Annotated in this window: 8 protein-coding genes; 3 read left to right on the forward strand and 5 right to left on the reverse strand. The window is 36.0% G+C overall.

Translation table 11 applies throughout. The features are described 5' to 3' along the window. Positions 1-676: 676 nt before the first annotated feature. Both ITJ86_RS06250 and ITJ86_RS06255 read left to right on the forward strand, forming a co-directional pair. Positions 677-3,241 (forward strand): AAA family ATPase, encoded by a 2,565-nt coding sequence (locus tag ITJ86_RS06250; protein WP_195870769.1) that lies wholly within the window; start codon positions 677-679, stop codon positions 3,239-3,241. A gap of 126 nt (positions 3,242-3,367) precedes the next feature. Next, positions 3,368-3,967 carry a DUF6642 family protein gene (locus tag ITJ86_RS06255; protein WP_195870770.1) on the forward strand — a complete coding sequence of 200 codons (600 nt, stop codon included), beginning with the start codon at positions 3,368-3,370 and terminating at the stop codon, positions 3,965-3,967. 171 nt (positions 3,968-4,138) lie between these two features. Here the strand turns inward: ITJ86_RS06255 and ITJ86_RS06260 are convergent, their stop codons facing one another. Next, positions 4,139-4,525, reverse strand: coding sequence for a DUF302 domain-containing protein (locus ITJ86_RS06260; RefSeq protein WP_195870771.1), 387 nt, complete (start codon positions 4,523-4,525; stop codon positions 4,139-4,141). A 432-nt stretch (positions 4,526-4,957) separates the two neighbouring features. Between ITJ86_RS06260 and ITJ86_RS06265 the strand changes: the two genes are divergently transcribed. Then, complete coding sequence (locus tag ITJ86_RS06265; RefSeq protein ID WP_195870772.1) at positions 4,958-5,752, forward strand: hypothetical protein; 795 nt, start codon at positions 4,958-4,960, stop codon at positions 5,750-5,752. Between the two features lie 819 nt (positions 5,753-6,571). On the opposite strand, the gene ITJ86_RS06270 is transcribed toward ITJ86_RS06265, so the two are convergent. From ITJ86_RS06270 to ITJ86_RS06285, 4 genes are all read right to left on the reverse strand, one after another. After that, positions 6,572-7,021, reverse strand: coding sequence for a TlpA family protein disulfide reductase (locus ITJ86_RS06270; protein WP_195870773.1), 450 nt, complete (start codon positions 7,019-7,021; stop codon positions 6,572-6,574). A gap of 166 nt (positions 7,022-7,187) precedes the next feature. After that, entirely contained in the window at positions 7,188-7,601 is a 414-nt protein-coding gene (locus ITJ86_RS06275; protein WP_230080239.1) for a DoxX family protein, read from the reverse strand. Positions 7,602-7,944: 343 nt separating this feature from the next. After that, positions 7,945-13,494 carry an FG-GAP-like repeat-containing protein gene (locus tag ITJ86_RS06280; protein WP_195870774.1) on the reverse strand — a complete coding sequence of 1,850 codons (5,550 nt, stop codon included), beginning with the start codon at positions 13,492-13,494 and terminating at the stop codon, positions 7,945-7,947. A 1,044-nt stretch (positions 13,495-14,538) separates the two neighbouring features. Continuing rightward, positions 14,539-15,414 (reverse strand): YihY/virulence factor BrkB family protein, encoded by an 876-nt coding sequence (locus ITJ86_RS06285; RefSeq protein ID WP_195870775.1) that lies wholly within the window; start codon positions 15,412-15,414, stop codon positions 14,539-14,541. Between the last annotated feature and the right edge of the window lie 49 nt (positions 15,415-15,463).

The raw sequence follows: 15,463 nt of genomic DNA on the forward strand, positions 1-15,463 counted from the left end.
CTTAATGAGAAGTGCAACGAAGCATTAAGAAATGTATCGAGAACCTTATTAAACAATAGACAATCTAATAAACACTTCAAAAGCGTTGACGTCAGCTCGAGTGTCCCGACCCGTTTTGGTCGGGATGTATCGAGAACCTTCACGTCAGTTCGAGTGTTTCTTAATGAGTAGTGCAACGAAGCATTAAGAAATGTATCGAGAACCTTATTAAACAATAGGCAATCTAATAAACACCTCAAAACCGTTGACGTCAGTTCGAGTATCCCGACCCTTTTCGTCGGGATGTATCGAGAACCAAACAAATAGCATTTTTAAATCGCAATATTAGAAGTAGTAATAAAAATAGCATTACCAATAAAAACCTGTCATTCCTGCGAAGGCAGGAATCCACTATATCAGACTGACATCAAATTATAAAATAAAGCAGTTTGTTACGGCATCATAAACACGACTAACACTTTAAAATAGAATCCCATAGCCCCACAAAAGGCATCATTTTTAGTGATGGCATTGAATCTGATTTTTTAAATTTCAATTCGAGTAGTGCTGTTGAGGTTGGTATTACAGATGAGAGGGCTAATTTAGTTATATAAACATTTGATATTTATGGTTTCCCTCATATACAAACGTATAATATTATGTAAATTTATGAACTTCTTTTAGAAATCAACAAAATATGACTACCGGAAATACACAAAGAGAATTGATTGACTATTTATGGGAATGGGCAGAGTCCAAAGGATTTTGGGCTAAACTATTAGTTCATAAAGTAACTACATCACAAGCTCCATTGACCCAGATTGAAAAGCAAGAGGTTTTCAATTATTATCTACAAGAAATCACATTTATATTTGAACCACCACTTCCACCAATAAACATAAGTAAACCTACTTTTACACTACCAACCAGGGAAATTTCTCTTACAAAGTTATCTGAAGTTAAAGGCGTAAATCGATTGGCTGAAGACCAAGTGATGGAGTTTAGCCCAAACATTACAGTAGTCTATGGAAATAATGGTGTTGGAAAAACAGGCTACAGTCGTGTGCTTAAGGCTCAAGGTTACAGTTTTGATAGCAATAATGATATACTTTCCAATGTTCATGAAGAACAGGTTGGGCAAAGTGCTAAAATAGAGTTTACTTTGGATGGAAATCCATTCTATATAAATTGGGAAGGTATAAATCTCCCATCTGATTTAAATGCAGTTTCTGTTTTTAATAGTGATTGTGTAAATATATCTTTATCTAGCAATCGTGAATTACTAGTTACACCAAAAGGTTTTTATCTTTTTTCCTTAATTACAAATGAATTGACTGCATTGAGTGCTATGCATACTCAACAATACTCATTGTATCCTATTAAAATGCATTGGAGTGAACAACTTATTGAAGGTACTCCACAAAAGTTATATATCGATTCGTTAGCTCCTAATTCTGATAAGCAAAAACTTGAAGAACTATCATTGTATACTCAAGTGAATCAAGATGAATTATCGAAGAAAGAAGATGAATTAAAAAAACTTAATAAAGCTACTCTAGAAGTTAATTTAAAAAACATTGATTTTATTCTTACTGAACTAGCCACAAATATTTCAATGGTTAGAAACATACAATCAAATCTCACAAAAAATGACTGGGATATAATTATAAAATATAATGCTGCATTACAAATTTTAAAAGCTAAAACCAAAAAAGGTATTGCTGGATTAGCTGAAACGCATGGTTTAGAACAGTTTAATACTGTTGAGTTTAACACTTTCCTAAAGTCTGCTGATTCATATATTAAATTAATTGCAAAAGAAAATTATCCTAATAATGCAGATGATACCTGTGTGTATTGCAAACAAGATTTGCAAAATGAACATGCACGAAACTTGATTGAAAGCTATAGCAAAATATTAAATGACACTACTCAAGAAGAAATTGTAAAATATAAAAAACTAAAAACTGATATTGCTGAACGGGTTAATTTATTGAATGATGGTATTATGTTTCATTATCCAGCTTTTGGTTTACTAGAAAATAACTCAATTGTACAACCTAAAGAAATTATTGATTTCAACTCAAAAGTTAAATTATATAAAAGTCATATTGTTAATGATAGTGTGAGTCCAAATACTGAGTTCGAAATTAATTATAAAGTAACAATTCAGTTTCTTGAAAAAAAACAAAAAGAGCTTATTACTTCAAGAGATTCACTAATCAAAGCATTGGCTAATTTAGAAACAGCTGAAATAAAATTAAAAAAAGAAATAGCCGAACTAAAGGATAGAAAACTCTTATCAGTGCACAAACAAGAAGTGCTTACTTGTATTTCAAACCTTTCGGCACGAAAACTACTTGATGACAATAAGGTTCAATTTAATACAATGTCTTTAAGTGCAAAAACAACTCAAGCACGTGAAGAACTCGTAGCTCAAGATTTTCAAGACAAGTTTACAGCTGAATTAAAAGGGTTCAGAAAACAGCATCTCGATGTTAATATTGGTTTTTTTTCGCAACAAGGTAGCTCAAGAATAAGACAAAATATTCGTCAATATGACATAAATAAAGTTTTAAGCGAAGGAGAGCAAAAAACTATTGCTCTCTGCGAATTTTTAACAGAATTACAACTAGATACAACTGTCGCACCAGTTGTCTTTGATGACCCAGTAAATTCACTTGACCACAACGTAATGCAGGATGTAGCCAAAAGGTTGGCTGACTTATCTAAAGAAAGACAAGTTATTGTATTTACTCATAATGTCCTTTTTTATAATGCTTTTTTCGCATTACAAAGTCATGTTACGTATAAAACTAATACTGATTTTAATTTTTATAAAGTTAATACTAATGGTATTAATACAGGTCTTTTATCTGAGGGAACACCTATAAATAAATTAAAAACATATACAAGTAAACTAAATATAATCTGTAATAATGGATTAGGTGGTAAAAATGAAAATGAAGTTGCTTCTGAAGGCTATGCCTATCTGCGCGCAGGATTAGAACTATTAGTGTCTAATTCAATTTTTAAGGAAATAGTTGGTAGATACAGAAATAATATTATGATGACTCTATTCCCTGCTGTAAAAGGAGATATGATTGAAAAGCATAAAGCTGAAATAGATGGAATGTTTGGGCGTGCTAGTGGGTTTATTAGAGCACATAGTCATCCAGAAGAACAACACTCACCACCTACAATGAATGATTTAAAAGCCGATTACAAACGTTTCAAAATAATAGAGAAAGATTTTAAATAACAAAAATTGATTACTAGCTTAATTAAAACGAGCTTCTACTTCATAAAATTCCACCCCAAACCACAAAAAAAATCAAAAGCATTCTATTAATTTCGCACTTTACAAACATCGCCTAAATTTAAAAGCGTGCTAGAAAAAAGACAACAAGTCCCACAAGAACAGATCACAGACACAGAGTATTTTATTTATTGCTTAGAAGGAGTAGATGATATAGAGGATAACACGGTAACCGAAACACAACACAACTTAGAGCAAATGGCCCTAAATTATGGCATAGCAAGCATCTACAAAACCTGCGACACCATTGAAGGCTTAGAAGATAGCTTAAACGCATTGGTATTAGATGATCATAATTTTAAGGACTATGAAATCATCTATTTGGTGATGAGGGGAGAAGCCAATACCATTTGTTTAAATGATTATTACTATAGTTTACAAGAAATTGCAGAACTTTTTGAAGGCCAATTAAACGGAAAGATTTTACATTTTTCAAACGTAAAACATCTCGATTTAGACGAAGAAGAAGCACAATACTTTTTAGATATTACGGGAGCCAAAGCGATTTCTGGCTATGGTCATCCCTATAATGGCATCGCCAGCACAAAACTAGATGAGGCTTTCTTTAATTTATTCAAAGAAGATGATGACATGTTGGCCGTTGTAGAAGAATTACACCAAAGACATTATAAGGTCTGCACATTACTAGATTTTAGATTGTATTATTAAACCCAGTAACTTCTCTTGACTCATAGCTCACAGCTCACAGCTATTGGTTCTCAGTATCTTAGCTCACAACTCACAACTCCTGGCTCACAGCATCTTGGCTCTTGACTCTAATCTTCCCACTCCAAACTTCAAACTCCCCACTTCCAACTTCCAACTTCAAGCTTCCAACTCTCACAGCCCCTCAATCACAGTCTTAAGCTTCACCGTAATCTCCTCAGCAATCCCTTTTAAATCGTCATTGTCCACCGCTTGCATAGACGCCATTGGGTTGACAGCTGCCACTTCAATATCACCAGAATCTAATTCCTGTACAATAACATTACAAGGCAGCATAGTTCCAATTTTATTTTCCGCTAATAAGGCTTGGTGCGCATACGGAGGATTACAAGCTCCTAATATTTTGTAATTATTAAAATTAACATCGAGTTTCTTTTTCAAGGTGGCTTTAATGTCAATTTCCGTTAATACACCAAACTGTTCCGTTTTAAGAGCTGCGGTAACTTGGTCTACAGTGTCGTTAAAATCGCCTTTTAAGATTTTACTAAAATAATAAGTCATAATACGTTGTTTTTAAGTTAATAATGAAGACAAATCACATACCATAAGATACAATAAACGAACCCAAAATACACCATAGCCATGGGTTAATTCGTCATAATTGTAGTTGGTATAGCATAGGCTTCACATGCACAATGCATCTGTTCAAATTAAGAAGATCAGCTAATTTATATTGACGCAATACCATATTAAATTGTCCCATTTCACCAAAACCATAACGCCACAAGCTCTAATCTCTAACCTCTAACATCTAACCTCTAACATCTAACCTCTAATCTCTTTGGTCTTTAGTCTATTCTCTATAGTCTTTATGCTACAAGCTTCTAACCTCTAACATCTAATCTCTAACCTCTAATCTCTAACCTCTAACCCCTAAACCACCAACCAAAAAAAAATCACTAACTTCAACTCCCATAACCAACACAAAATCAAATGCCTAAACAAAAAGGCATATTCAAATTCAAAGGCACAATAAGCGGCCAATGCTACTACCAACTCAATGGAGAATACATTGTGCGCAAAGCCGTTGGACCATCAAGAGAGCGTATCAATACAGATCCAGCATTTGTTAACGTAAAGCGCAATAACCAAGAATTTGCAGCCGCAACACACCTTTCAAAAGCCATCAGACGAGGTTTAGGAGATACAGGCAAAGCATTTCAAGATACGTATATGGCAAGCCGTTTAACTGGTCGTTGCCGTAAAGTCATCCAAAAGGGGAGTGGTGCCTTAGGAGAACGCGAGGCCAACCTGTTTAATCATCCTAATGCCATCATCGGGTTTCCGCTCAAAAAAGAGTTGCCATTGCAGCACATCTATACCGCAAAAACGGTGGTGAGTACAAACGCCAACCGAACCATAATCACAGTCAATATTCCTAAAAGTGATCCCCATAACCACAACCAAATTCCAGAAAACGCCACGCATTTTCAACTAACAGTAGCTTTAAGTACCGTTTCAAATATAGCACACCAACCTATTGAAAATAAATACATTACAGAAGAACCAAACTGTAACGCATTAGGCGTAGCCGTACAAAGTCAACCACTAGAATGTAAAACAGCCCATCGCCATATAAGCTTACAGTTGCAAAGTCCAAACACCAACAACACACCAACAAACGTAGCACATACCATCTGGCTAGGCATCACCTATCTCAAACAGCAGAATAACGAATTTGAAAGTATAAAAACAGCAAAAGCCATGGAGTGCATTGCGGTGCTATAAACAAAAGAATGAAATTCTTTTCTGAGCATAGCTTGTCATTCCGAATGAGGCACGAAGAGGAATCTCACTAGTGTAAGACGTCTCGTCAAACATTCTTCACGCTGTCAAAATACCAACATACTTTTTATAGTTTACAGCAACTAAAGTAACTACAACGAAAGTGCAGAGTTTTAATCATTGCCTATACAACCGAGGATAGCTTGTCATTCCGAATGAGGAACGAAGAGGAATCTCATTAGTATAAGAGGTCTCCTCAAGCATTCTTCGCACTATCAAAACACCAACATACTTTTTATAGCTTACAGCAACTAAAGTCACCGCAAAGAAAGTGCAGAGTTTTAACCGTCACCTAGATAACCGAGCATAGCTTGTCATTCCGAATGAGGCACGAAGAGGAATCTCACTAGTGTAAGACGTCTCGTCTAGCATTCTTCCCGCTGTCAAAACACCAACATAATTTTTATAACTTACAACAAATAAAGCAACTACAACGAAAGTGCAGAATTTTAATCATTGCCTAAACAACCGAGCATAACTTGTCATTCCGAATGAGGCACGAAGAGGAATCTCAATAGTATAAGACGTCGCGTCAAGCATTCTTCACGCTCTCAAAATACCAACATACTTTTTATAGCTTACAGCAACCAAAGTCACTGCAAGGAAAGTACAGAGTTTTAATCGCTACCTAGATAACCAAGCATAGCTTGTCATTCCGAATGAGGCACGAAGAGGAATCTCACTAATGTAAGAGGTTTCATCAAGCATTCATCCCGCTGTCAAAATACCAACATACTTTTTATAACTTACAAAAACAATAACTTAACTCGGTGAATCAGCGCCCACCAAACTTTCCAAAGCATAATACAAACGGTTCTTAGCATTCGCCTGAGAGCCAAACACAGAACGAAAAACCGTACCATCAGCAGCAAGTAACACCCATTGCGGAGTCCCTTCAGACGCAAACTGATCATACACCTGGTGATCACGATCTATATAAATCGGAAACGGCACTTCACCACTCGTAAAAATGGCTGTAATATTGGCTTTATCACCAGTCCGACCCACAAAATCCGCATGAATCCCAACCACTTGTATACTCGGAAATTCCTGCTGAAACTCATAAGCCAAAGGAATCGCACGACCTGTACAACCCAAACAGTCATTGTTATAGATAATAAGCAACAGAATTTGGTCCTTATAAAGATCAATTAAATTAACAGGAACACTGTCTAAATCTAAAACGTTAATGTGGGCTATAGAATCCGTCATGAGTGATTATTCAAAAATGATTAAGAGGTAATAAAATCTTACAAATTTAAGCATTTTAAGACTACAAAATCCTGAAAAGCCTTAGAACACCAAAAACGAAACCATACGACAATAGCCTAAAATATTTAAAATAATAGGCTATTATAGAGTAGAGGTGACGTAAATTCTAATGAGATTGACGCAACAATGTTTTAAGTTTATATATCGAAAGTGCCGAAAGAATGATAGCGATCACTACAAGCATCATTTCTGGTTCTGGTCGTGCAAAAAACTCCATAGTTAATCCACCAAGCATCGTTGACAACAATAAAAAATAGGCCAATTGACCTAAGATTTTGGTACGCTTTATAGCATACACCAGAAGAAGCACCGCAATAACGAGTTCTACAACACCAGTAAAGTGTCTAAAAAAAGTAGGATCTAGCGGTACTAAAGATTTGAATTGTTCAAAGCCTTGAACGCTTTTTTCAACTCCTATTAATTTGGGTATGGCAAAAAATACCATGAGCCCAGCGGCAATAAAATTACTGACTTTATTAAAAATATGCATTTGTCTTGTATTATAAATTTTAGTATTCATTTTAAGTTAAAAATAGCGTCCTAAACCAGCAATGGTAAAGCACAATATCCAGCAGCTGCAGCTACTTTAGCATTCGTAACAAAAGCTTGGTCGTAAGTTTTTACAAAACCTTATAAATTTTTAAATTCATGCAAAAGCAAGAATCTCATAACCAAACAAACCAATTTTATATCCAATGATTTAGCAATAAACCAAATACCATGATCAAGCAAATTCCTGAGAAAGCAGGAGGCTTATATTATAACATAAGTTATTACCCAAATGATACGAAAACAAATATGAAACCATAAAAAAGCAAGCCTATAAAAACTTGCTTTTCTATTTTAAACATTAGAGCTTCAATCTAATGAATGATAAGCTTCTGTGTTTTACTTTGATTAGCATTAAATACCTTTACAAAATACACACCACTGTTTAACCTTGAAACATCAATGGTGTTTATGACATCAAAGTGGTCTAGGGCTGTATTCAATACTAAGCGTCCTTGTATATCATATAAATTCAACGTCGTTTTAGCCTGTAATACGCCTTCTACCACTATGGTTTTTGGGGTAGTCGTGTTATAAATCTGTAAATAATCAAACGTCTGGCTAGTATCAGATAATGTAGACGAAGAGAGGTGAAGGTAGAAACGACCAGTACCATGCAACGCTACATTAGGTGTCATTGTATAATTCCCCGTATTTAATAAGGTTATGGTATTCGTTACTGTATCTTCTAAATAAACGTCTACATCACTAGGTAATGTGGTTTCACTGATACTAAAGGTCAGTTGTTCTCCCTGATTTGAATTCACACCCAAAGGAATTATAGTATGATCTAAATCTGAAGGATGCAGAGCTTGCAACGCTAATGGCAATCCAGTGTTATCTTCTACTAAATGCGAATAGAGGGCATAACTTGGAGCGACATTGCCCAAAATTTTACCATCGTATCCTAGGTCTAATCCTAAACTAGCGTTGTCGTTAAAATAGAATTCAGTACTATAATCCGTGTGAGAAGCATTAATGTTAAGCTTTAAATAGGTTAATAGATCTGAATGACGTCCTGCAATAAAATCATCATTTGCACCTATAGCACGCATCGATGGATCAAAAACAATATCAAAATCATTGACATAACTTGCATTAGCAGCGACGAAGAAACCTTGTCCTGGCGCCATTAATTTAGTACTCGCATTAGCCAACGTAATAACGTCCCATTTGTTAGCCACATCACCACCAGCATAACCATAAATACCAGACATATCCTCTAAAATAGCCATATTGGTTATGGTTGGATCGCTGCCGTTATCAAATAACACATAGTTTAAAAACACCTCCATATCAAGATAAGAAGGGTAGGGATTACCTAATAAGTTCCAATCTGGAAATTGAGCTCCAGTATCTAGAATATTCATAGCAATAGGTGATGCTGGTACGGTACCTGTAAATGTTAAATTAGCACCAGGATCTAAGCTAGGGTCTGTACCAGCTCTGTAGCCTGTTCCGCTTACTAATGTTAAACTCGGTGATTCAGCATTTGTGTAATTTATATAAGCATCAGTTGTTTTATCAAAAGGTCCAAAAAGATAGGATATTGGGTTTGTACTACCCGAATTTAATAAGTCTGCAGCATTAGTCCCTGCAGCTAAAAAGTCGGCCCATGTCTGTCCAGAAAGTGGTGCTGAAATTAAATCATTGCCTCCAGTATTAGAATTCACAAAGCGCTCATATGTCACGACGCCTTCAACGGTTCCATCAACAATTAAACTAGAATATAATTGAGAGGTTGATTTTAAAGTCGTGATATTAGCAGATAATGTAACACCGGCATTTACAGTTAATGCGGCACCAGCTTCAACAGTAATCTCATTAATGTCAGTATCCATAGAAATGACAGCTTCACCGGCTGCGATCACAATAGTATCATTAGAGGTAGAAACGTTATTAGGATCACTCGGTGACCAAGCGTCGTTATTATAGGTATAAATTATTGGTTCTTGGCAGATTTTGGTAACCACAAAGTCATCAATTCCTGCTTCAATAATATCACCATTATTCGGGCCATCAGCCGCAGATACTCTAATGACTAAACTTGAGTTTTCTGGAATTTCCGCTGTGGCTTCAGTCCAATGTGCTTGTACAGTTTCATCTCCATATGATGCAAGGGTCGTATAGATGTTGCCACCATCAATTGAATATTCTAATAAAAAGAAATCACCTGCATCACCACCAGCATCACGTTGACCAAAGAAATACCAAATTGATAAATTGGACTCAGCAGGAATGGAATAGATAGGTGAAGTAGCAATTGAAACACCACCGTCAATATCATTTGAACCTACTGAAGTATTTGTTGCTGTAAAAAATGCGTTTGTTCCTGTCGTACTATGATCATCTTCTGGTTGTGTTTGTACACCTCCATCCGATTCTTCTGTTGGATTCGCAATAATAAAGGTTCCAGAAGTAGCAGTTCCTGATGTTGTCCAATCTGTACCAGTTCCGTTTTCAAAATCTACATCAATAACAGTTAAGTCAATACCTTCACATGGAACTGGACCCACGCAGAAATTAGTGGTCTCAGAAGTTCCAAAGTTTCCACCAGAAGCAACTACTAATCCATTAACTGTTACATCATATGATCCACTGCCATATGAACAGCAAATACCATCTCCATAATCATCATTAATAATAAAGTCATAACACCCATCCTCAAGACATACGTCAATAGTTACCGTAGAGCCATCTGCTTCACCACCATAAGGTCCTCCGGCAGCAACAGTTTCACCAGCGCTGTTTTCAATAGACCAGTCTGTTTCCTCCGGATAGTTATCTAAGGTAATAGATACCACGATATCTGTACAAGGAGGTGGTTCTGGGCAAGCATCAGGACAAGATCCACCACAATCAACTCCAGTTTCATCACCATTTTGAAAGCCATCAAAACAGGTTGGCGTTGGCTCGGTTTCAATAACCTTTAAAAATTGATTAATAGCCGGATCAAGAATTTCATCAACAATTCCTGAAGGCCATTTAACAACCACTTTATCAACTTGAGTGCTAACTCCAATTCCGAAATGTTGCGTAAACGAATTTACCAAACCATAGCCCTCTCCCGAGCGAACATCTCGTATTTGTATGCCCCAAGAACCATGTAATTCCACGCGAGCACCTATACCGTTTATATTACTAACGGTACCTTCTAATTGAATATTAAGATAGTTATTGGAGTTCCCTTGATTTAGCCATATTCTATCTTTTATAGAACTTGGTGAATTTAATCCATTAGCATAGCCAGCATAAATATCTAAGAAACCATCATGATTAATATCTCCTACAGAGAACGACTGAATTTGATTGGAGTTAAATGGATTTATGGCATTCTGAAACGTACCATCACCATTATTATATAATAGGTAGTGGCTTTCGGTTCCTGATATCATTAAGTCTAAATAGCCATCATTATTGAAATCCTTAAAGAAACCTTGAATGGCCAAATTACCTTGTGAAGTTAGAGATGGTATGCCGCTACCTGAAGTAATATCAGTAAAGGTGCCATCACCATTATTACGCATTAAATTAGGAGCTTCATAATGATTGACTATAATAGCATCTAAATCACCATCATTATCAATATCACCGAAATCAGAGAACCAAGTTTGCGCTCCTATTTTAAGATTCGCTTGTTCAGAAACTTCAGTATAGTTGTTATTACCATCATTTTGCCATAGCATATTTACACGGCGAGGGTCACTACTATTATTTACACCAATACGACATTTAGATATATATAAATCCAAATCACCATCATTATCATAATCCACCCACATACTTGCATAATTTCCTGAGTTATCACTACTTGGAGTCGTTTCTGTGCTTATTAAATTCGGATCATATGAGAGGGTCCCATCGTGATTATTCTGAAATGCTCGTGATTCACCGTCATCATGACAAGCAAAAATGTCAGCCCAACCATCGTTATTGATATCAGCAAAATTTGCACCTTGCAAGAATATGCCTGAGTTTGCTATAAAAGACTGCGAGTATGAGCTGTTACCATCATTATTCTTAATAATTTTTAAATTGTCATACGCACCACCTGACATCACATCATTATAGCCATTATGATCAAAGTCAGCAATGGCAGTTCCCCATTGGTTGTTATTACTTACATTACCGTGATCATAGCTTGTAAACGGTTGTCCAGCTCCATTTTGATACTGAATACGCAGACTTCTAGTATTATTAAATTGCACAATATCATCTTTTCCATCACCGTTCATATCAATGACTCCCATAGGTAAGCCACTAAAGTTATCTTGCCCCAAAAGCGAAGTGCCATCTGTAAATGCTACAGTGTTTCCTCCTGGATTACTCGTGTTCACAGCAATTACGGTACTTGTTTGGTCAGATTGTAAACCATCACTAACAATTAATGTTGCTGTATATTCATCTGAAGTCGCATAGACATGATTAGTGGTAACACCTGTAGCAGTGTTACCGTCTCCAAAATCCCACGAATAAGTTAAAGGATCATTATCAGGGTCCGTAGAGGCAGACGCATCAAAATTAACACTCAAAGGCGCAGGGCCATGGACCGTAGACGCTGAAAACAAAGCCTCTGGTGGAGACGACGTTGTTGGAGACAGACTATTAATCCAATCTTCAATTAATTGAACACCAGCGACATCAACAACATCTTTGGCTATTGGAGGCATTTCAATACCCGTTTGGGTAGAATTCATTCTAAAATGCGCCATTGAATTCGGAACATCTTGAGGAATAATCACCTTAGGGTCATTTAAACCTTCATCATAAGCAACATCACCATAAATAATATTTTGATGTGCTAATGGAGTCGTATAACGCGCGTCAAACATTGCGATATTATCAACGGATGGGTTGTGACAACTAGAACAGTTCACATCAATATAAGAGCGCGCTCTATCTTCTAATGAAGCACTTAAATCATCTTTGGCTGCAACAGCTGAATAACTGCTAACATTGCTGTCGGTTATAGTTTCAGTAATAAGGCCTAGCTCACTAAAATTAACCAGTTGGTTCATCGTAATTCCAGAGCTTGGATACAGTATCTCCTTATTTAGGTGTCTTGTTTTTGGCCCTAAAACACTACCATTTTGAGGAAAGTGACACGACGCACACTCGGTTCTGCTTGGGTAATGCCAAGATTGGGTCACTCCGTTCACAACAACGTCTTCATCAACAGCACCATTTAACAGCGTAGCATCGGTTTGCGCAGCATTCCACTTATAAGTTAAATAATAATAAACGTCATCATCACCCTTAACTTCAAATCGTGTTTCAAGACGTTGTCCACCAACTTCAAAATGCTTAATTAAAACAGAACCCTGTGGAAAGTCCCAAGCCTCATCATTTGAAAATGTTATTTGCTCGTCTGGAGTATTGTATGAGCCATCATTAGGTATCGCCATCCATCGTTTTTTGGCAGCTCCATCAGACCAAAAAGGTTCAATCATATCATAGGGAATGAGCCCTGGACTAGGGGACAAGGTACTTAAATTAGCAAAAGCTCCGGTTTGTGATAATAAGGCTGGAATACCAGTGTTATCGGATGGAGGAGTAGTGGTAGGTAAATTTCCATTAAGGAATTTAGCAATGGCCACAGCGCTAATCGCCGGATTATCGAATACAGCAGTCTGAGATGTATTTGAATTAATAATAGGATCACGTCTTTCAAATGTGGCGATACTATGGTTATCTGGCAAGTGTTGAAGCGTGTAAGATCCTGAAGTAAGTTTTTCATGATCTGAAACCGCTAAGAGGTCATAATCTGAATAATTTGAAGAAGTAGTGCGAGGGGCATAAAAATATAGAACTGCAAAGCCCGCAACCGCTATAGTCAACAATGTAATAAGTGTCTTGTTCGCCATTTTCTGTTGGTATTAACATAAAATACAGGCGAAAAAATCACGTGCCATTAATCTTCAGTAAAGAAGAAGATGTATCGAAAAAACGAAAGCACTAATGAAGAATCTAACGCGTAGTTTTATGCCATATATAATTGATTAATGTCTATTAAGTGCTGTGCTTGAATGAAATACAAACATGATTATTATCCTATAAAGATCAATATTAATTATGTGTTATAATAATATTTTCGTTTATCGTACTGATTTATAGGTTTATAGGTGAGGTGGTTTTTTAGCACATCCTAAGGTCACAATCGCAAATAAATATGAGTTTTCTAGATCCTGAAAATGTATTTTAGAATGTAGTATCTCAACCAGACCGCAAGAAAAACGGCTAATAAACTAAAAACTTAGTTGAATGGAATTATGAATTTTCATACAGATAATACGCTACTAAACGGATCAATATAAGCTGCCAAACACACACTTTTAAGCATAAAAACGAGGCCCTAAAACGTGCCTAAATATTAAAACATCATATTACAACCTCTAAAAACAGCTAAAATCCCAACATACAAAGGCATTTAACAGCGACGCGAAGGCCGTAATTAAGCATAGTAACTTAGAGGTTCACCCGTAGTAACCTCGTGTTAACTCCGTATGAAAGCCGTGTCTAATTCGGGTAAATGTCGGTATAAATGTTATAAAATCATATAGCACAATTAAAGGAAAACAATTTTGAAGTATTCAATTACAGGAACGTTACAAATTCATCATATAATGTCTATGCGTATATCAAATACCGCTAAAAAGCGCTAATCCGCAAATGGTTATAATGGTCCTGTAAGAATATATAGGTTTTGTAAATCATTACGATAGCGTTTCAAACACACAATTTGCTTGTACATAATCATTGACGTTATATAACAGCTATACTGTCATAGAACTATGATAATGTCAAATACCGCTAAAAGGCGCTATTCCACAAATGGTTATAATTGTCCTATAATTTATATTATGTAAAATACTATTTCAGGAACCACTAGTCTAGTCTTAGAAATAACATTACGAGATGTAATCGTTTTTAACGTACTTATCAGCATATTGCTTGGTAAAATGTGCACCAAACAATAAAATTAAACTCGAATACGACACCCATAACATAATTAAAATAATAGAGCCTGCTGCTCCGTATGTTGAGCCTGGTTCCATAGTATTAAAATATAAAGCTAAAAGATACTTACCAATTAAAAACAGAATTGTTGTTAAGGCGGCACCTACACTTACGGATTTCCATGATATTTTAGCTGATGGTAAATATTTAAACATCGTTGCAAAAAGCACATAGATAAACGTTAAGGACACCAAAAAATCGACTACAAATAAATAATCGAATAAATTATCTGGTAAAAATTGACTTAACTGTCTACTAAACGTACTGAGTAATGAGGTTAAGACAAAACTTGTTAAGAGTAAAAACCCTAGAATTAAAATAAACCCAAAACTCTTCACACGACTCATTAAGGTCGCAACAACATCATTTTTATACGAGGGTTCTTGTTCCCATATGTTATCTAAAGCAGATTGTAATTGAAAGAACACTCCTGTAGAACCGTATAGTAAGGTTCCAATACCAATTATAGTGGCAAAAATTGACGTGTTTTCCCCACTTTGGTTTTCAATCATGGTTCTTATGGCATCTGCAGCATCACTTCCTATAGCCTTAGAAATTTCAGCTAACAACTCACCTTGTACAATAGCTTCTCCCCAAACACTGCCCACAATTTTGAGAATAATAATTATCAAAGCTGGTAAAGACAAAACAGCATAGTAAGCTACAATAGCACTACGCTGAAATGGCTCTCCATTAAACCACGATTGACCAGAAGCAACTAATAATTTAGGTAAATGCTGAATTTTAAAGTTTTGAGCTTCACTCATATCATATATATTGTTTCTTTTAACCTAATTAACACTACTAATCCCTCAC

The organism is Winogradskyella marina (assembly GCF_015645385.1).
Taxonomy (GTDB): Bacteria; Bacteroidota; Bacteroidia; order Flavobacteriales; family Flavobacteriaceae; genus Winogradskyella; species Winogradskyella marina.